Raw genomic sequence first — 16,812 nt, 5'->3', positions numbered from 1 at the left:
TTTTATATTTTATGTTTTTAATTTTTAATACTATAGCATTTGATCAATTTCGGCTTTGAATTTATCAATTGTTCTTTTTAATACTTCATCAGAATCTGGAACAATGGACTGTAAATATTCAACCAAGCCTGGTTCGTTGTTCTTGATTTTGTCTTCTGCTTCTTGTTTTTTGTCTTCTGGAATTGCGATTGTCAAAGCAACAAGCATTCTTTTTTCCAAAAGCTCGCCAATTTTTGGCAATAATTTTTCTCGCATATCTGCTGGAATTTTGTCAATAATTCCTAGATTCTGCAAGATATTTTTGGTTTGGTCTAGCATTTTTATTTTGTTAATAATTATAATACGAATGACAATACGAATAATGCAAATGTTGCGAATTGCGAATACTATAAATTAGCGGCTTGTTCTTCTTAAGGTTTCACTTTTTGTTGTTGTTTTTGCAAATTTTTCTGGAGTAGGATTTTTGGTACCTTCTTGTTCGCTGATCATAAGAGCTTGAACATATTTTTTTCTAGCTTCTTTGACAAAATCCGGATTCATTTTAGAAGTGTCATAAACATCTTCAAAATTTACATTATGATCTTTACAGAAAGTCATCATTCTTGCAATCTGTTCAATAATTGCTCTGCCTACTTCTCCTGAAACAACTGTTTCTTCACCTTGTTCTGTTCTTTGTTCTGTTAAAGATTCTAGTTCAATTCCATAGCGATAAACTGTATTTTCATCGCCTTCTTTGAAATTTTGCATTATTTCTGTTTCGCTTGATTTAACATTTCCTGGTCGTTCATAATAAATTTCTGCTTGAGCTTCTGTGCTTGCAAGTGTTCCAATTGTTAATAATAATCCTGCTAAAGCGATTTCTTTGTTTCTTGATAAACTGTCGTATGTCATTCTGCGATCTTGTGGCACGTCAGGAGATGCGCTCAATTCTTGATCAATGTTGAAGCCTAATGCTTCTTGTTGTTCTTGTCTTTGTGGTCCTTGTTCTGGCATATTTTTTTGTGTTAATTAATATATACGAGTAACGAGTAACTAGTAATTAGTAATTTGTAACTAGCAACTTAAATCAAGTGTAGCATAAAAAATTTAAAAATTGAAGTGTATAAGTATTGACTTTTGTTCTTGGAATGACTAAAATTAACTGATGTGAATAAAAACGCTTGACATTAAAATTCTGTTTTTATAAGATAATTTAGCACTCGAGTATTTTGAGTGCCAGTGTAAAATTGTTCAATTGCTAAATTGTTGTATGCAAATTGCCTTAGCGAATAGGCACATGCAAATAACAATTTAGCAATTTAATAATTTAACAATTACGCTATGACAAAAATCAAACCATTAGGAGACAATGTGGTATTAAAACCTTTTGTCGAAGAAAAAGAAAATAAATCAGGAATTGTATTGCCTGAAACAATGGAAAAAGAAAAAACTGAAATTGCAGAAGTTATTGCAGTAGGAGACGGAAAATTATTATCAAATGGCAAGAGATCGGAAATGGGTGTGAAAGTTGGAGATCAAGTTCTATATAAAAAATATGGATTGGATGAAATTAAAATGGATGATCAGGATTACTTGGTGGGTAGCATCAATGATATTTTAGCTGTAATTGAAAAGTAATATTTTTTAAAAACGAGTTAGACTAGTTAGACTGGTTAGACAAAGTGGGTTTTACTAATTACTAATGAAACTAATAAACTAATTAATTAAAATTATGGCAAAACAGATTAAATTTAACGAACAAGCAAGAAGAGCATTACAGAAAGGCGTTGATAAATTAGCCAATGCTGTAAAAGTAACATTGGGTCCAAAAGGCCGAAATGTTGTTTTAGATAAGGGTTATGGATCACCAGTAATTACAAATGATGGTGTTACAATTGCCAAAGAAATTGAATTAGAAGACAAGTTTGAAAATATTGGCGCGCAAATTGTGCAAGAAGTTGCTTCAAAGACAAATGATGTTGCAGGTGACGGAACAACAACAGCAACATTATTAGCTCAAGCAATTATTACTGAAGGAATGAAAAATGTGGCAGCTGGTGCAAATCCAGTTGGAATTAGACATGGAATTGAAAAAGGCGTTGAAGCTGTTGTTAAAAAAATTAAGAAAAATGCACAAAAAATTTCAACAAAAGCAGAAAGAGAACAAGTCGCAACGATTTCAGCTCAAGATTCTGAAGTTGGAAAAATCATTGCAGAAGCAATGGAAACAGTTGGACCTGAAGGTGTAATCACTGTTGAAGATTCAAAAACATTTGGTTTAGAGAAAAAATTTGTTGAAGGCATGCAATTTGATAAAGGCTATGTTTCTCCATACATGGTGACAAATACTGATAAAATGACATCAGAAATGGAAGATCCATATATTTTAATTACTGATAAAAAGATTTCAGCGATTAAAGATATTTTGCCTTTATTGGAAAAAATGGCACAAGCAGGCAAGAAAGATTTAGTAATTATTGCTGATGAAGTTGAAGGTGAAGCTTTGGCAACATTATTGTTAAATAAATTAAGAGGAACATTTAATTGTCTTGCGATTAAAGCTCCTGGATTTGGTGATACAAGAAAAGCAATGTTAGAAGATATTGCGATTCTAACTGGCGCAAAAGTTGTGACTGAAGATTTAGGAATTAAATTAGAAGGCTCTAAGTCAGAACAATTTGTGTGGACAGATGCACAAGAAAAAGAATTAGTTGCAACTACTCCAAATAAGCCAGCAATCAGATTAGGACAAGCTGCAAAAATTGTATCAGGCAAAGAAAATACAACAATTATTAATGGCAAAGGAATAAAGACAGAAATTGAAAAAAGAATTGCTCAAATTAAAAATGAATTAGAAAAAGTTGAATCAGAATTTGATAAAGAAAAATTACAAGAAAGATTAGCAAAATTAACTGGCGGTGTTGCAGTGATTAAAGTTGGTGCAGCAACAGAAACTGAACAAAAAGAAAAACAACACAGAGTTGAAGATGCGCTAGCTGCAACAAAAGCAGCAATTGAAGAAGGAATTGTTGTTGGTGGTGGAGTTGCATTGATCAGAGCATTATCTTCATTAGATAGTGTTAGAACTTCTAATTTGGATGAAAAGACTGGAATTAAGATTTTGAAAAAAGCATTAGAAGAGCCATTAAAACAAATTGCTTATAATGCCGGACAAGAAGGCGCAATTGTTGTTGAAAAAGTAAAAGCAGAAAAAGACAATGTTGGTTATAATGCAGCAACAGATAAATATGAAGATTTAATTAAAGTTGGTGTAATTGATCCAGCTAAAGTAACAAGATCAGCTTTACAAAATGCAGCATCAGCAGCAGCAATGCTTTTAACAACCGAAGCAGCTGTTACAGATCTTCCTGCAAAAGAAGATAAAGGTGCTGGCATGAATCCTGGTGGAATGGGAATGCCTGGTGGGATGCCAATGATGTAACGCGCGGATTTTACGGATTACACGCGGATACAACTGATTTTTACGAATACACGCGGATATGACGGATTACACAAATAAAAAAGACGGTTTTTCTAAAAAAGCCGTCTTTTGTTTTATAAATATAATACGAATTTGCGAATACATGCAAATGTTGCGAATATGCGAATTATGCAAATCTTAAAAACTATCTATTTTTTTCTTGATAAATTTTTTTGGCTTTGTAATTTTTTAAAATTAATTGGGTGCCTTGAAATAATTTTTTGGGTAATTTTTTGAGGCTAAACCATTTCCATTTTAAACATTTTTTAGGTTCCATGACTTTTGGAATTCCGCCTTTGTATTCAGCTAGAATTCCGATATTAACATAATGTTTGCCATCTGATTTTAGATATCTAAATTCTTCAGCTAGAGAAATTAATTTGCAATTTTTGACAATTAATCCGGTTTCTTCTTTTGTTTCTCTGATTGCAGTTTGAAAAAATGTTTCACCAAGTTCTAAATGTCCACCAGGAAAACACCATTCTCCAGAACCATGTGAACCTTTTCGTAAACCATATAAAACTTGTCCTTTTTTGTTTTTAATCATTACACCAATGCCAACTAACGGTCTTTTTTTGTCCATTAAATTAAAATTACTTGCTTAAATTTTATTATATCAAAATTTAAGCAAAGAAAAAAGCAACAAGATGTTGCTTATATTTTTATAAAAAAGAACTGCTAACGGAAATGAAGATCAGAGATCTGGATTGTGCCTTGCAGATCTGTTTCTGCGTTTGATGTATTCAGAATAACAATTGCGAATTTGTAGATTCGAGATGTTTCAAGCGGATTATTTTTATTACAGCCATACCAACTAGGGCGAGTGAAATCAGTGAAATTTAAGTTAACAATATCAAAGACATCATCTTCATTGCCGAATTCAAAGACTGGAGCTTCAAAATATCCGTCTCGGCAGTTTGATAGACTCTCATTATGTGTGTTGGGTCCGATGTCAGCAAGTTGCAAAGAAATTCTGGGCGAGCTTCCAACTGTCGGAATTGTTCTTAGCGTCAATCCGATTCCATCAAATTCTGAAGCATCAATTGGCGCAAAGGGAATATAGCTGAAGTGTGATAGTACGCCAGTATATGGTGTAAAACTTTGAGTTCGGTGTTGGGAAAATTTGTAGTGAAGTTCTAGACAGCAACCATTACCGACTGCTCCAATTGGGCATTGCTTGTTTACACTCCAACTGATTTGAGATTGTCCGTCAAATTTATTGTCTTGAAAAATTCCTAGATTTCCATTTGGGTAAATTGCGTCTGAATTGGAACTATTGCACATTGAGAGCAAGTTTCTATTATCTACTGTTAATGCAGTTTGGTATTGGATATCTTGTAGTTCTTGTAAATTTTGATCACATGTCGTAAGCTCGGTAGAGCTGGTTTCAAGATTTTGAGTGCATGTTCTATTATCTGATTGGCAAGTATTCAGCGATGTGTTGCAAGTAGCTTTGTCGGTATTGCATGTACTGATATTGTTGTTATATGTATTGAGATTCTCATTGAGATCGTTGATGCATGTTTGAAGATTGCCGATGCAGGATTCTTTATTATCGTTGCAGGTTTTGAGAAAGTTGTTGCAGTTGTTAAGATCATTATTGCACACATCCAAGTTGTTATTGATTTCAGTTTGTTCGCCTCCATCATTTTCGGAAGTAGTTTCACAATTGTAGCTAGAGATTTGTGCTAGACATAAAATAAAAATGTAAAAAGTACTAACTTTATGCAAATGGTTTTTTGTCATTCTGCATCCTCCTCTGTTTGCGCACAACTTCTTGTTGTGCTTTGGAATTTTTTAGCATACCAGTTTATAACTTTTTAGTCAACAATGCGGTAAGATTGCTAATTTTGGCAAAGAAAAAAGCAACAAGATGTTGCTAAATGTGCAAAAATATTTTTATATAATGTACAAGAAAAGTTGCTCCGAGACCAGAGCTGCGTGCGATGCTCTGTTCATGGCGGTGAGACTAAAGGGCAGCTTTGTCTTGATATCGCGGTGTGAGCAGCCCTTTTTGGTCTCGGAGCAAAAGTATGTTATATAAGAATAGTCTTGTTTAGAATAATTGTCAAATATTAATTTTATTTTTGTGCTAAGATATCTTGTTCAGAACTTGCTTTTTCATAAACATACCAAAGATAAAGCCTGACATTAGCTTCAACATTTAATGGATATTTATTTTGTTCACTAAAATTTTGATGAAGAGAAAGATAGGTTACTTCTTTTTTTTGCAAGTTTTGTTTATCTATTTTTTCTAATAATGGCTGGCCAGGTTTTTCTTGGATACTTCTTAGATAATGATTTAGATTTCCCATGCCTTCATTGTAGGCGAGCATGGCGAGATCCCAACGTCCATATTGATTATATAATTTTTTTAAATAAATTAGTGCAGCCCGAGTATTTTTTATTGGATCAAGTCTTTCATCTTCTTTTTTACTGACTTGCAAACCTAAAGATTCGGCAGTTGTTTTTTTAATTTGAAATAATCCGGCAGCACCACTTAATGAATCATGAAGTGATGGATTGCATCTAGATTCGTGCATTGCCATGCCTAGAGCGATAGCGAATGGAACTTTTTGTTCTTGTGCTTCTTTGAAAATAATTGGCGCGGCAATTTGGACGTATTCGAAAAGTTTGTCTAATTCTTTGATATTTTGATGATGTGTGTCAAATATTTCTTGGACTTGATTTTGGATGAGTTTTTCTAATTCTTGTCTTTGTTTTGGATTCTGATATTCAGCAGCTAATCCTTGTTGTTCAACAAAATCTTTTGGAAAATCAAGTGCTTGCTGAAAAATTTCTTCTTCTGATCCTTGAAATAATTTTTCTGATTTTTGTTCTTCTGGCAATATATTTTCTTCAAGTGATTCTGAAGTTTCATCATTTGTTGTTTGGCTTTCGATGATCGTTTCTTCCTCTCCTTCTGAAGGATAGGCAACTATAGTTCCCATAGTAAAAAGAAGGCCAATTGTTTTTAAGCCTTTTAATAAATTTTTTATTGGACTTAATTTTTCTCTTGGTTTTATTTTTTCTGGTCTTGGGCCATTAATTTCTATTTTCATTTTTTGTTTTATGTAGAGACGTGGTGTAGAGACGTAGCAATGCTACGTCTCTACACGAAATTTATTTTAAAATATAGACGACGATGTCGCCAACGTTGGTTCCTGTTCTGCCAGTTTCGATTAAAGAATTGCCAATTTTAGTGAAAAAAGAGTTGCTATCAAATTTTTTTAAGTAAGCTTTGATATCTAATTTTTGATCTTCTGCTTTTTTTGTAGTTTCTTGATCTGCTATAGCTCCGGCAACTTCTTTCATGAAATCATAACCATCTGTTGAACAACTAGCAATAGTAAAATTTCCTTCATATTCTTGATCAATGAAAGCTTGAAGTGTTGCTAAAACATAATGTTGGTTTCTGCCGCCTTTGCCATGATCAGCAGGTAATTTTGGAGTTGTTTCTCCGCCTAAAATTAGGCAATTATAATCTTTAAATTTTCCTTTTTTAATTTCTGATGCATAAAGATTAGCAGCTTCTTCTGGATTGCCTTGCATTTGGGCTGTTAATAAAATTGGCTCTAATTCTAATTCTTTGGCTTTTGCTTGCATTGAGCTTAAAGCAATTTTACTATTACCAATTAAAAAGTTATGGCAATTTTCTAGTTTTTCTGGCTCTAATTCTTCGAGAGTAATATTTTTTTCAAATAACGTAACAATACTAGGAGGAATTTGGTTTAGTAATTTATATTTTTCTAAAATTGAATATGCTTGTTTGTCAGTTGAAGTATCTGGAACTGTTGGACCAGATGCGATTGTTTCTAAATCATCGCCAATGACATCCGATAAAATTAAAGTAATAACTGGAATTGGCGAGAAAAATAAGCCTAATTTTCCGCCTTTAACTTGAGATATTTTTTTTCTAACTGTATTTATTTCTTTGATATCTGCTCCTGATGAGATTAAAACTTTGTTTAAGTTCTGTTCATCTTCTAAAGTAATGCCTTTGATAGGTGCTGGCATCATTGCTGATGTACCGCCAGAAATAAGGCAGATAATCAAATCATTTGGATTTATTTTGTGTTCATTTTTTAAAGCTAACATTTTTTTCATGCCGTCATATCCGCTTTGGTCTGGAATTGGATGGCTAGCTTTGTTAACTATTATTTTTTCTAATTTATAATCAGTATCAGGACAATTAATTATGCCAGCTGTAATATTATTTTTTCCTAAAACTTGTTCTAAACTTTCAGCCATTTTGCCAGTTGCTTTACCTGCTCCAATAACAAAAATTCGATCTTTAATAATAAATTCTTCTTCTTGGATTTTTAAGGTTTTTGTTTTTGAATCAAAATTAATAAAGTCTTTGACAATTTTGTCTGGCAAAACATTTTTAATGCCAGCTTCTAAAATTTCTAAGGCTTGTTTTCTTGTTTCTGTTGTTGCTAACTGTGATTTGTTTTTAATCATGGAGCTTTGGAAAATGGGAAATGGGAAATGGGAAACTTGCATCGTAAGGTTCTCAATTCTTAATTCTCAATTTTGAATTAATTTTATAATTGACTTTTTGTTATTATTATAATATTATATTTTGTTGTTGTTTGAATCCAGAGAAGAGGAGGAAGAGAGATGGCGATGGCACATTTACCAATAAATCGCGAACGTATGCTTCTCAATGGAATCATAGTCACTTCAGTTTGTGGTCATGATTTTAGGGTTGGAAAAGTTTTGACAGTTCATCTGGTAGATAATGAATTATGTCCTGAATGTAAATCCAAGGCATTAATTGATTTTGCTGGTGCATTGTATGCTTTTGAGCCCGAAAGGGAAGGAGGAGAGAGATGACACTACATCTTTATGCTGGAATGGGAAAGGTTGGAGAAAAAGAAGCTACTTCTTGTGGAAAGAATCTTTTGGTAAAAAAGCGTATGCCGGTATACTTGAATGATTCTAAAGTGTGTCAAGATTGTCTCAAAGAAGGTTGCCTTGCACCAGTTGCAGATCCAGCGATGGCTTTTGAAGCGCAACGGTTGTGTGTGATTACGGGAACTAAGGTGGTTAACACTGGTGAGATTTCTTTCAAATATCTGCATGAATCAGGAGCAAAACACACAATGATTTCAGAATTCTTTGGACATTATGGACATGTTTATCTTCGTGAAAAGGGCGAAAACGAAGTTGATCCTTTCAAACTGGCTCGTGGAGAAGAAGGTGCAATTGGACCAAATGGAATCTTGAAATGGGACATTGTTGTCGTAAAGTCAGGTCATGGAATTGTCATGCAAGGACATGTTGATGAGATGTTGCCAGATGAAAGAGGTCTGATGGAGTTGTTAAAAGATGTTCCAAAGTGTACGTTGTTGATGCAGAGAGATATTTTTGATCGTTTCGAGAATGCGTGTCAGATGATGGGAATTGAATTGGAGGTTCATCATTTTGATGGCGAATTGAGGACAAGTTGATCTTTTTGTAAACCGTTTTTGACGGTTTTTTTTATTTTATAAATTTTTTCTGACATTTAATGGCTTCATTAATACAATCTTCTGGCTTGTAGCCTAAATCATCGCAAAATCTAATGGTAGAAAAAATTATATTGCCTAATTCTTTTTTTAATTCTTTATCAGTATGAATTTTTTTATCTTTTGGTGAGTTTCTTTCATATCGGCAAATATCGCCAAAGACTTTGCCTAGCCTAACAATAATTTGTGATAAATTCAATTTTTGTTGGCCCCAAATTTTACGAGATTGTTGTAATAAATCTTGAATTTCCATATTTTTATTTTATAAATTTAAATCTTGGAATTTTTTTATTTTTAACGATTATTTTTTCTAAAAAATTTTTAATTGGACGGACCCAAATTTGTTTTTTGCCATATTCAGCTTGATAAATAACTAGATCTTCTAATGTTTCGCTATGTTTGGCAATGCTAATAACTTTGTATTTTTTGCCTTTATAATGTTGGTATAGGCCTAATTTGATTTGAGGCATAATAATCTATTTTTATTTGACTTGGAATTTTGAAACCGAATTTTTTAATATATGTTTTTAGATCTGATTGGCTGGCAATAGTTAGAGTTCTTGGATTGATTTCTTTTAAATTAATCCATTTTATTTGTGAACATTTTTCTGGCTCTAGAATTTTTGGTTGACCTGATTTGTATTTGGCGATGAAAGTAGTTGAGACCCAATGTTGTTTTTCGGTTGGCATGATGTGATTTACAAATTCTAAAAATTCCATAATTTCAATTTCAAAACCATATTCTTCTTTAATTTCTCTAATTGTTGCATCTTCACATTTTTCTCCAAATTCAACTGATCCGCCTGGAAAATCCCAAAGTCCTTTTTCATTTCTGGCTTTTATTCCTCTTTGTGCTAAAAAAACTTGGCCAATATTATTAAAAATCATTGCACCAGTTCCGACACCTATATAATCAATTCCTTTGCGTAAAATTTTTGAAGGCATAAAATTATTTGTTGTTAGAAAGTAGAAATCTGTTTTCTATTTTCTGTTTCCTAAAATCAAATCCATTTTTTCTTTCGGAAATAAATTAACATTGAAATCGCGACCATTGCCATAATTACGAGAACTGCTGGATAGCCCCAAGGAGATCTTAGCTCAGGCATAAATTCAAAATTCATTCCATATAGTCCTACAATAAAAGTTAGCGGGATAAAAATTGTTGCAATCATTGTTAGAACTTTCATGATTTCATTCATTTTATTGCTAATTGTGGAAAGATAAATTTCAATCATGCCAGCCAGAATATCGCGCAAGGTTTCAACATTTTCAATTACTAATACTGTATGGTCATAAATATCTCTTAAATAGATTTTTGTATTTTCGTTAATCAGAGGTGATTCTTCGCGTTGCATTCTGCCGATTACTTCGCGTAAAGGCCAAATAGATCTTCTTAAATCAATTATTATTCTTTTGAGATTATTTATATCTTGAAGCGTACTGGAATCTGGATCATGCAATAATTTTTCTTCAACATCCTCAATTTTATCACCTAATTTTTCGATGACTGTGAAGTAGTTATCAACAATTGCATCAATTAGCGAGTAGCATAAATAGTCGGTGCCGAGTTTAGAAATTTTGTTTTTGCCAGTTTTGATTTGACTGCGGACAGGATCAAAAACGTCGCCTCTTATGCCTTCTTGAAAAGAGATAACAAAGCCTGAACTTAGAATTAGACTGATTTGTTCTGAGGCTAATTGATTTATGTTATTGTTTTGATAATAAACCATTCTTAAAACAATATAAATATATTCGCCATAATCTTCAAGTTTTGGGCGTTGTCTTGTATGATAAATGTCTTCAATCACAAGCGGATGCAATCCATAGCATTTGCCAAGCTGTTCTAATGCTTGCCTTTGTTGGAGTCCGTCAATATTGATCCAGGTAACTGTCGGTTTGTTTTTGAATGGAAAGCATTCAGTTATCGATTTGATTGTTTTTTCTTGATAACTATCTTTACTATAATCGATAAGACTAATTCTTGATCGTCGTCGATGTTTTGGTAATAGTTTCATAAATTTTATATTTGTTTTTAGTAATTAGAAATGAGAAGTGGGAGATGAGAATTGAGAATTCTAAATTTAAATTTATTTTTATTTTGAAAAATGTATCAAAAATATATTTCAGATATATTATAGTCTTTTAAAGTCAGACAATCAAACTTTATTTTGTCTCTTCTAAAATTATTTTTTTCTTGAATCCGCCTCGTTGTAAAATCTTCTTGATTCTAATAGCTTCTAGTTTTCTTTTGGTAATTTTTTTAGTTGTGCAAATAGCATAAATGACTTCTAAGATATCGGCTATTTCTTCAATATTTTGATCTTTTTTAAATTCATCAATTTCTTCTTGAAGTTTTTCAATTAATTTTTGTCGATATTCTTTTTGTTTAGCAACATGGGTAATTGGAATTGAACCAGATTTTTTAATAATTTGTGGAATTTTGTCTCGAACCAATTTATTATATTTCATATATTTTAATATTTAAATATTATATTATTTTAACCCTAAAATATTAAACTTACAACCATGTGGATTACTTTTCTTATGAAGTGTGATAAAATATTATTATCATTTTTAAATTCAAAACAAAACAACAACTTGAAGGAGGGGAAAATGCGAGTGATAAAGGCAGCTCATTTGTTGTTTGCAAGAAGTTTGCCAAACAGAGGTTCAAAGTTTGTTGCACAATGTGGAAAGGAGTTGCAATTTGAAGGATTTTTGCCTAATGACATGGTTGATAATAGAATGTGTAAAGAATGCGCTGAAAGGATAAATGGTTTTTCTGTTTTATCAAGTCATGCTGGATTGAAATGTTTTGTCGTTTTAGAATTTAGCGAAAATGTTTGACAATATTGTTTTGATTTCGATCGTTCTTTTTTGACCCATTTCGGGTCTTTTTTATTTGTGGTATATTATTAATGTAAGTTTTATTAATTAAAAACAAAAATTATGAAAAAGAAAATTTTTGGAGTAACTTTGAGTTTTTTCTTTGTTGCTTTAATTATGTTTTTGGCAACACCAGTATTGGCAGCTACGCCAGGAGCAAACAAAAAAGTATTTTTTGTTCATCACTCAACTGGACAGATTTATTGGGACAATGGTATGAAGACTGCATTAAATAATAATGGATATACTGGCAAGGCGCCATGGTGGGATGGTGGAACTGATCCAATTGATTTTCCGACTTTATTCTCTGATTTTAATTCTTGGGCAACATTTGGAAATGCTGATATAATTATTTTTAAATCATGTTATCCAGCAAGTGCAATTAGTTCAAAAGCGATGTTAACTCAATACAAAGCTTGGTATAAAGAATTATTTAGTGTTTATAATAGCCATCCAAATAAATTGTTTGTACCAATGTCGACACCGCCATTGCCAAAAGCAATGACAAATATTAATGAGGCGAATAGAGCAATCAAATTTAATAACTGGTTAGCAACGACTTATGTTGCAAAATATCATGAGAAATATCCATCAAGAACTAATTTATTGCCTTATCAATTGCACAAAAAATTGATGAATGACAATGGATATTTGGCAGCAAAATATGTTGCAAATCCATATGATGGTCATCCAAATGCAAAATCTGGTACTAGAGTTGGAAATACTTTAGTAAATTTGCTGAATAATTATTTTGCAAATTAAAGAATAAAATTAATAATTAAAAGCCAAAGAAATTGATCTTTGGTTTTTTTATTGACAAAATTTTAATTATAGTGTATAGTCTAATGTCAAGGGATAGCACCTTCCACCTTCGAAGGAGGGGCGAAATGTCTCAGGAAAATGAGAAGATTCTTGGAATGTCAATTCGGAAGGGGCCAAGAATGATTTATTCGAAGTATGGAGCAACTGGCAAGTTTTGTCCGCCGGATATGGAATATTGTTGGATTTGCGGACATGTTGCCAAGCTTGAAGATTTTTTGAAGGACAATAAGTGTCCAAATCCAAGCTGTACTTTTCCAGAAGGCTGGAACGATTGATTAATTGTACTTTTGTAACTGTTTAGCTTGCTAGGCGGTTTTTTTATTGACTTAATCGTAATTTAAGATATACTTTTTTGATGCTGAACTTTTTAAAATAATTTCGTTAAGTTCTGGCGGACAATGGTCCGTCTTCGTCCTGCCTTCGTTTCACTACGGCAGGCAAGTCTGCGGAGCTTCGGCGAACAAGGGAGGAAAGACGATGAGTGGACAATGGGCGAGATGGGATCAGGATCCGACTAAGATCCAGCTGGTGGCAAGTGATCCAAATTTCAATTTTGATCTGACAAAACTTGAAATGGGAGATCAGCTGTTTGTAACCTATGGTAAATTTGCAGAAGCACGTGATATTTTCGTTATTGTTACTCCTGCAACTGGGTATACGAATAAGGATAGGGCTAGGGCTTTGACTGTATTGCCGGAAGATAAGATTCAAAGAACGGAGGTGATGATTGGTGGTTCTTGTACTCATAATCCTGGATCTCCTCTTGGTTTTTCATCAATGACTTTTGGGAATTTGACAATTGGCAGAGATTATATTTTCTGGATTGCCGGAACTGATTGTGCATTCATTAGATTTCATGTTCGCAAGATTCAAGTAATCCGCAAGGCAAAAGCTGAAGCTTGATTGGTTCTTTATTTTGGTATCGTAACATTGTTACGATTTTTTATTGACTTAATCGTATTATTCTATATAATTTTTGGTATTGTACTTTATCAAAATAACGTTCATTTTTTTTGAACATTTGGATAAGTATCGGACGATGGGTCCGCCTTCGTTCTGCGGAACTACGGCGGACGATGGAGGAAAAAGGAAATGACTGGATTTAGGGAAATTCTAGCTATGCCATTGGACGAAGCTTTGAATTTGGCAAGGCAAATCAGAAGGTCAAATTTTTCTGGAATGCACCAGATTCGAGTGGCAAGTGGTTATTTGATTTCTGAGAGATGCAGTGCAGATTGCAAATTTTGTGGTTGGAATAATAGGATTATTCCAATTGAAGAAAGGCCTAAGCTTGATGCTGCTACTTTGCAAAAAGAGCTTACTGAAATACGAGACCAGAGACAGGGATTGGAACTTATTAACAATACGCAAAGGATTAATGCAAAGTTGTTGTCGGAATTGGAAAGATTCAGATTTGCATGCCAACATTGCAGAGTTGGATTGAATATTGGGCTTTCAAGAGAAATTGGAAATTTTCAATTTTTACAAGAAATGGGCTATGCTTATTATGTTAATGATTTGGAAACTGCTCCGCGAATTTTTGGAAGGATGGTAACATCGCATGATTGGGCAGAAAAGCTTGAATCAATGCATCTGTGTAAAGAAGCTGGATTGTCACTTCATTCAGGTTTTATTCTTGGCTTGGGTGAGGAAGATGCTGATTTGGAAATTATCTTTCAAAAATTAAAACAATTCCAGGTTGATGGAATTGTAATTAATTTTTTTACTCCGATTCATGGTGTTGATTTGCCTTCAGGCTTGATTAGTCCTTTGGAAGTTTTACGAAGATTGGCTCAACTTCGAATTGCTTTTCCGAATACTTCGTTAGTTTTGGGAGGCGGTAGAAAAAGTTATCTTGGTGAAGGATTGATCAGAGTGGCATTTGAAATTGTGGATACGATTTATACTAGAAGTTTTTTGAATCATGGCAATCCATATTGGTTGAAAGAAGGCGAGATTTTGGAGGATTTAGGTTATTAGTTCTTTGACAGTGCTTTGCGCTGTTTTTTTATTCTGTTGTTTTGCCATCAAATTCTGGTCCGTTTTTTGTTGCTTCTTCTTTTGTGGCTCTGACAATTCCATCTTTGTGATGAGCAGGAGAATAAATTGTATATAGTTTTAGATCTTCAGTGTCTGAAGTATTAATAATATTATGTTGTGCACCTGACGGAACAACAATTGCAGATCCGTCTTTTAAATCATATTCATTGCCATCAATTATGCATAATCCTTGGCCTTTTTCAAAACGAAAAAATTGGTCATTGTCATTATGAACTTCCATGCCGATTTCTTCTTTTGGTTTCAAGCTCATTAAAACTAATTGACTGTGTTTGCCTGTATATAAGACTTTACGAAAATTGGTGTTTTGTAAAGTTTCTTGTTCGATGTTGGCGTTGAATCCTTTCATATTTTTGTTGTTAAGTTAATAAGTGTTATTAATTATTTATAAAGTTTTGAGATTTGAGGATGTTTTGTAAAGATTTATCAATTTTAACGCGGAATAACGCGGAAGCGAACGCGGAAGAAGCGGAAACTATTTTTATGTTCGGCTGCGTTTGATGCCAATTATTATGCCTAAAATTAGGCCGATAATTATGAATAAAATTACTGTATAAATATAACTAAGTCCAGCCTGACTATTTGGAAATAAAATTAAGGCGATTAACCAGGAAAGAAAGTAGCCTAAAAGTCCGCCTAAAATTGTGTAAAGTGGAATGACGAAAATTGTTTTTATCCTCCTTCGTCTCGAGACTTCCATCTTCGCTTTTGCTCCGATGGACAGGTCGGAGGACAAGGAATTTTTCTTTATTTTTTGTTTCATTTATTTTTGTGGGATGCCGTATTGGTTAACAGTTTTATCAAAAAAGATTGGAACTTGAGGAGGAAAGAAAGTTAATACCATAAAAGTAAAAGCAATTAAAATTAAGCCAATTGCAGCAACTGAATCAAAATTAGTTTTTAATTTAAATTTATAAAATTTTAGACAAACTAGACTGCAAAGAATGGCGCCAATAATGAATGAGCTGATGTCAACAAATAAAATGCTTTCTTTAGTAAAAAAGGTATAGCTATAAAAAATGATGACAATTGTTAATTCCATTGCAATAATTCCTAAAAATTTGGCAAGGAAAAAATTGTGAACTAATTTATTGATAAAAAAGTACTCTAAAATCATGAAAATGAACAAGGCCCAAAAGCCAAGTTTCAGATGTTCCCAAACGCTTTCATTGACTGGCGCAAATAATGCAACAAATTCGGAATTATTTGAAATTTGATAAATAAAATGCAGGAAAGAACCGAAGAAGATTACAAATAATGTTGAAGCGATTTCCCAATTTATGATTTTTTTGTTTGTTTTCATTTTTGTTTGTTTTTATTTTTAAAATAAATTATTTGCCGTATCTTTCAACAAAAAATCCTAATAGCGCACCTAAAATTAAGGTCATTATAATAATAGGTAAGAGTGAGAATGGTTCCTTCCATCCAATCATGATTGCAGAAGGCAATAAGACAATAAAAGAAATAATTATTCCTTTGGCGATGCCTTTAATTTTTAAATTTGTTGAGGCAATAAAAAATCCTGAAATAATCCAAAAAGAGAATGCAGAAAGATTTGCATCCCAAGTTAATTTTTGAAGAATCATTGGAATAATATCGATTATTCCAGCTATTATTCCAAGTAAAATTCCAAGTTGTATTTTTTTCATATTTATAATTTATTTTTAGTATTCTTTAATTTCTTGGATAATCTTTGAAGTTGGTTTGCGATACTGGAAATACTTTTGGTCGTCGATATATTATTGGATTTGCTGTTCTTGTGTTGGATTCTTCGGCATTTTGTTTTTGAGATGTCAAGATTTGTTGATCATTGTAGTAATTTTGATTTATTTTTTTCTTGAATTGATAGAATTTATAAGTGCCGAAAAAGAAAAAGGTTGATCCGATTGTCAAAGTAATTAAGCCGATAATTAGATAGAAAGTAGTAGGTAATAATTTTATGATTGAGGCGCCTAAAATTATGAAGGCAAGAGAAGTTCTGACATAAGATAAAAAAGTTCGTTCATTGGCGAGGTTGGTGCGGTCTAAGGCAAGATGGTCTCTGAGAATCAAATTGTTAACTTTATTTTTCAT

At 32.7% G+C, this 16,812-nt stretch carries 25 protein-coding genes; 9 read left to right on the top strand and 16 right to left on the bottom strand.

Going from position 1 to position 16,812, the window contains the following annotated elements; all coding sequences use genetic code 11:
* Positions 1 to 30: 30 nt before the first annotated feature.
* Both WC663_04035 and WC663_04030 read right to left on the bottom strand, forming a co-directional pair.
* The gene (locus WC663_04035) at positions 31 to 318 is read right to left on the bottom strand and encodes a DUF5663 domain-containing protein (protein MFA6296499.1); all 288 of its coding nucleotides are present in this window, start codon (positions 316 to 318) and stop codon (positions 31 to 33) included.
* A 75-nt stretch (positions 319 to 393) separates the two neighbouring features.
* The gene (locus tag WC663_04030) at positions 394 to 993 is read right to left on the bottom strand and encodes a hypothetical protein (protein ID MFA6296498.1); all 600 of its coding nucleotides are present in this window, start codon (positions 991 to 993) and stop codon (positions 394 to 396) included.
* Positions 994 to 1,320: 327 nt separating this feature from the next.
* Between WC663_04030 and WC663_04025 the strand changes: the two genes are divergently transcribed.
* Together WC663_04025 and groL are read left to right on the top strand one after the other, a co-directional pair.
* Complete coding sequence (locus WC663_04025) at positions 1,321 to 1,617, top strand: co-chaperone GroES (protein ID MFA6296497.1); 297 nt, start codon at positions 1,321 to 1,323, stop codon at positions 1,615 to 1,617.
* A 94-nt stretch (positions 1,618 to 1,711) separates the two neighbouring features.
* Complete coding sequence (groL, locus tag WC663_04020) at positions 1,712 to 3,421, top strand: chaperonin GroEL (protein MFA6296496.1); 1,710 nt, start codon at positions 1,712 to 1,714, stop codon at positions 3,419 to 3,421.
* Between the two features lie 184 nt (positions 3,422 to 3,605).
* Here the strand turns inward: groL and WC663_04015 are convergent, their stop codons facing one another.
* The 4 genes from WC663_04015 to WC663_04000 form a co-directional block, all read right to left on the bottom strand.
* Positions 3,606 to 4,043 (bottom strand): NUDIX domain-containing protein, encoded by a 438-nt coding sequence (locus WC663_04015; GenBank protein ID MFA6296495.1) that lies wholly within the window; start codon positions 4,041 to 4,043, stop codon positions 3,606 to 3,608.
* Between the two features lie 95 nt (positions 4,044 to 4,138).
* Positions 4,139 to 5,206, bottom strand: a complete 1,068-nt coding sequence (locus WC663_04010; protein MFA6296494.1) for a hypothetical protein — start codon at positions 5,204 to 5,206, stop codon at positions 4,139 to 4,141.
* Between the two features lie 335 nt (positions 5,207 to 5,541).
* The gene (locus WC663_04005) at positions 5,542 to 6,522 is read right to left on the bottom strand and encodes a transglycosylase SLT domain-containing protein (protein ID MFA6296493.1); all 981 of its coding nucleotides are present in this window, start codon (positions 6,520 to 6,522) and stop codon (positions 5,542 to 5,544) included.
* A 61-nt stretch (positions 6,523 to 6,583) separates the two neighbouring features.
* Positions 6,584 to 7,924: a DUF4147 domain-containing protein gene (locus tag WC663_04000; protein ID MFA6296492.1), complete on the bottom strand. Its 1,341-nt coding sequence runs from the start codon at positions 7,922 to 7,924 to the stop codon at positions 6,584 to 6,586.
* Between the two features lie 165 nt (positions 7,925 to 8,089).
* On the opposite strand from WC663_04000, the gene WC663_03995 reads away from it, so the two are divergent.
* Both WC663_03995 and WC663_03990 read left to right on the top strand, forming a co-directional pair.
* Positions 8,090 to 8,299: a hypothetical protein gene (locus WC663_03995; protein MFA6296491.1), complete on the top strand. Its 210-nt coding sequence runs from the start codon at positions 8,090 to 8,092 to the stop codon at positions 8,297 to 8,299.
* Positions 8,296 to 8,916: a hypothetical protein gene (locus WC663_03990; GenBank protein ID MFA6296490.1), complete on the top strand. Its 621-nt coding sequence runs from the start codon at positions 8,296 to 8,298 to the stop codon at positions 8,914 to 8,916. The genes WC663_03995 and WC663_03990 overlap by 4 nt, the downstream gene beginning before the upstream one ends.
* A gap of 31 nt (positions 8,917 to 8,947) precedes the next feature.
* Here WC663_03990 and WC663_03985 read toward each other — a convergent pair whose 3' ends face one another.
* From WC663_03985 to WC663_03965, 5 genes are all read right to left on the bottom strand, one after another.
* On the bottom strand, positions 8,948 to 9,226 hold the full coding sequence (locus WC663_03985) for a hypothetical protein (protein ID MFA6296489.1): 279 nt from the start codon (positions 9,224 to 9,226) through the stop codon (positions 8,948 to 8,950).
* Between the two features lie 4 nt (positions 9,227 to 9,230).
* Positions 9,231 to 9,443, bottom strand: a complete 213-nt coding sequence (locus WC663_03980) for a DUF1653 domain-containing protein (GenBank protein MFA6296488.1) — start codon at positions 9,441 to 9,443, stop codon at positions 9,231 to 9,233.
* Positions 9,406 to 9,918 (bottom strand): NUDIX domain-containing protein, encoded by a 513-nt coding sequence (locus tag WC663_03975; protein MFA6296487.1) that lies wholly within the window; start codon positions 9,916 to 9,918, stop codon positions 9,406 to 9,408. Before WC663_03975 ends, WC663_03980 begins: the two co-directional genes overlap by 38 nt.
* 56 nt (positions 9,919 to 9,974) lie before the next feature.
* Positions 9,975 to 10,988: a magnesium/cobalt transporter CorA gene (corA, locus tag WC663_03970; GenBank protein ID MFA6296486.1), complete on the bottom strand. Its 1,014-nt coding sequence runs from the start codon at positions 10,986 to 10,988 to the stop codon at positions 9,975 to 9,977.
* Positions 10,989 to 11,136: 148 nt separating this feature from the next.
* A complete protein-coding gene (locus tag WC663_03965; GenBank protein MFA6296485.1) occupies positions 11,137 to 11,442 on the bottom strand; it encodes a nucleoside triphosphate pyrophosphohydrolase in 306 nt (101 codons plus the stop codon).
* A 144-nt stretch (positions 11,443 to 11,586) separates the two neighbouring features.
* Here WC663_03965 and WC663_03960 point away from each other — a divergent pair, with 144 nt between their 5' ends.
* The 5 genes from WC663_03960 (at position 11,587) to WC663_03940 (ending at position 14,661) form a co-directional block, all read left to right on the top strand.
* Positions 11,587 to 11,820 carry a hypothetical protein gene (locus WC663_03960; GenBank protein MFA6296484.1) on the top strand — a complete coding sequence of 78 codons (234 nt, stop codon included), beginning with the start codon at positions 11,587 to 11,589 and terminating at the stop codon, positions 11,818 to 11,820.
* Positions 11,821 to 11,922: 102 nt separating this feature from the next.
* Entirely contained in the window at positions 11,923 to 12,621 is a 699-nt protein-coding gene (locus WC663_03955) for a hypothetical protein (GenBank protein MFA6296483.1), read from the top strand.
* Between the two features lie 155 nt (positions 12,622 to 12,776).
* Positions 12,777 to 12,956, top strand: a complete 180-nt coding sequence (locus WC663_03950; GenBank protein MFA6296482.1) for a hypothetical protein — start codon at positions 12,777 to 12,779, stop codon at positions 12,954 to 12,956.
* Positions 12,957 to 13,158: 202 nt separating this feature from the next.
* Positions 13,159 to 13,584 (top strand): hypothetical protein, encoded by a 426-nt coding sequence (locus tag WC663_03945; protein ID MFA6296481.1) that lies wholly within the window; start codon positions 13,159 to 13,161, stop codon positions 13,582 to 13,584.
* A gap of 189 nt (positions 13,585 to 13,773) precedes the next feature.
* Positions 13,774 to 14,661: a radical SAM protein gene (locus WC663_03940; protein MFA6296480.1), complete on the top strand. Its 888-nt coding sequence runs from the start codon at positions 13,774 to 13,776 to the stop codon at positions 14,659 to 14,661.
* Between the two features lie 28 nt (positions 14,662 to 14,689).
* On the opposite strand, the gene WC663_03935 is transcribed toward WC663_03940, so the two are convergent.
* The 5 genes from WC663_03935 to WC663_03915 form a co-directional block, all read right to left on the bottom strand.
* Positions 14,690 to 15,088 carry a cupin domain-containing protein gene (locus tag WC663_03935; protein MFA6296479.1) on the bottom strand — a complete coding sequence of 133 codons (399 nt, stop codon included), beginning with the start codon at positions 15,086 to 15,088 and terminating at the stop codon, positions 14,690 to 14,692.
* Between the two features lie 132 nt (positions 15,089 to 15,220).
* Entirely contained in the window at positions 15,221 to 15,502 is a 282-nt protein-coding gene (locus WC663_03930; GenBank protein MFA6296478.1) for a hypothetical protein, read from the bottom strand.
* Entirely contained in the window at positions 15,503 to 16,042 is a 540-nt protein-coding gene (locus WC663_03925; protein ID MFA6296477.1) for a DUF6512 family protein, read from the bottom strand.
* A 28-nt stretch (positions 16,043 to 16,070) separates the two neighbouring features.
* Positions 16,071 to 16,388 (bottom strand): hypothetical protein, encoded by a 318-nt coding sequence (locus WC663_03920; protein ID MFA6296476.1) that lies wholly within the window; start codon positions 16,386 to 16,388, stop codon positions 16,071 to 16,073.
* 25 nt (positions 16,389 to 16,413) lie between these two features.
* Positions 16,414 to 16,812 (bottom strand): DUF202 domain-containing protein, encoded by a 399-nt coding sequence (locus WC663_03915; protein ID MFA6296475.1) that lies wholly within the window; start codon positions 16,810 to 16,812, stop codon positions 16,414 to 16,416.

The sequence above is a fragment of the Patescibacteria group bacterium genome, assembly GCA_041662665.1.
Taxonomy (GTDB): Bacteria; Patescibacteriota; JABMPQ01; order JABMPQ01; family JAQVVF01; genus JAQVVF01.
The sequence above is the reverse complement of the archived record's forward strand: the minus strand, read 5'-3'. Positions and strand labels throughout refer to the sequence as shown.

Coding starts and splice junctions, on each gene's coding strand:
- WC663_03940 (MFA6296480.1), top strand. CDS start 13,774: ATGACTGGATTTAGGGAAATTCTAGCTATGCCATTGGACGAAGCTTTG.
- WC663_04015 (MFA6296495.1), bottom strand. CDS start 4,043: ATGGACAAAAAAAGACCGTTAGTTGGCATTGGTGTAATGATTAAAAAC.
- groL (MFA6296496.1), top strand. CDS start 1,712: ATGGCAAAACAGATTAAATTTAACGAACAAGCAAGAAGAGCATTACAG.
- WC663_04035 (MFA6296499.1), bottom strand. CDS start 318: ATGCTAGACCAAACCAAAAATATCTTGCAGAATCTAGGAATTATTGAC.
- WC663_03920 (MFA6296476.1), bottom strand. CDS start 16,388: ATGAAAAAAATACAACTTGGAATTTTACTTGGAATAATAGCTGGAATA.
- WC663_03930 (MFA6296478.1), bottom strand. CDS start 15,502: ATGAAACAAAAAATAAAGAAAAATTCCTTGTCCTCCGACCTGTCCATC.
- WC663_04000 (MFA6296492.1), bottom strand. CDS start 7,924: ATGATTAAAAACAAATCACAGTTAGCAACAACAGAAACAAGAAAACAA.
- WC663_03980 (MFA6296488.1), bottom strand. CDS start 9,443: ATGCCTCAAATCAAATTAGGCCTATACCAACATTATAAAGGCAAAAAA.
- WC663_03975 (MFA6296487.1), bottom strand. CDS start 9,918: ATGCCTTCAAAAATTTTACGCAAAGGAATTGATTATATAGGTGTCGGA.
- WC663_03960 (MFA6296484.1), top strand. CDS start 11,587: ATGCGAGTGATAAAGGCAGCTCATTTGTTGTTTGCAAGAAGTTTGCCA.
- WC663_03935 (MFA6296479.1), bottom strand. CDS start 15,088: ATGAAAGGATTCAACGCCAACATCGAACAAGAAACTTTACAAAACACC.
- WC663_04030 (MFA6296498.1), bottom strand. CDS start 993: ATGCCAGAACAAGGACCACAAAGACAAGAACAACAAGAAGCATTAGGC.
- WC663_04025 (MFA6296497.1), top strand. CDS start 1,321: ATGACAAAAATCAAACCATTAGGAGACAATGTGGTATTAAAACCTTTT.
- WC663_03955 (MFA6296483.1), top strand. CDS start 11,923: ATGAAAAAGAAAATTTTTGGAGTAACTTTGAGTTTTTTCTTTGTTGCT.
- WC663_03990 (MFA6296490.1), top strand. CDS start 8,296: ATGACACTACATCTTTATGCTGGAATGGGAAAGGTTGGAGAAAAAGAA.
- WC663_03925 (MFA6296477.1), bottom strand. CDS start 16,042: ATGAAAACAAACAAAAAAATCATAAATTGGGAAATCGCTTCAACATTA.
- corA (MFA6296486.1), bottom strand. CDS start 10,988: ATGAAACTATTACCAAAACATCGACGACGATCAAGAATTAGTCTTATC.
- WC663_03985 (MFA6296489.1), bottom strand. CDS start 9,226: ATGGAAATTCAAGATTTATTACAACAATCTCGTAAAATTTGGGGCCAA.
- WC663_04005 (MFA6296493.1), bottom strand. CDS start 6,522: ATGAAAATAGAAATTAATGGCCCAAGACCAGAAAAAATAAAACCAAGA.
- WC663_04010 (MFA6296494.1), bottom strand. CDS start 5,206: ATGACAAAAAACCATTTGCATAAAGTTAGTACTTTTTACATTTTTATT.
- WC663_03965 (MFA6296485.1), bottom strand. CDS start 11,442: ATGAAATATAATAAATTGGTTCGAGACAAAATTCCACAAATTATTAAA.
- WC663_03995 (MFA6296491.1), top strand. CDS start 8,090: ATGGCACATTTACCAATAAATCGCGAACGTATGCTTCTCAATGGAATC.
- WC663_03915 (MFA6296475.1), bottom strand. CDS start 16,812: ATGAAAAATAAAGTTAACAATTTGATTCTCAGAGACCATCTTGCCTTA.
- WC663_03950 (MFA6296482.1), top strand. CDS start 12,777: ATGTCAATTCGGAAGGGGCCAAGAATGATTTATTCGAAGTATGGAGCA.
- WC663_03945 (MFA6296481.1), top strand. CDS start 13,159: ATGAGTGGACAATGGGCGAGATGGGATCAGGATCCGACTAAGATCCAG.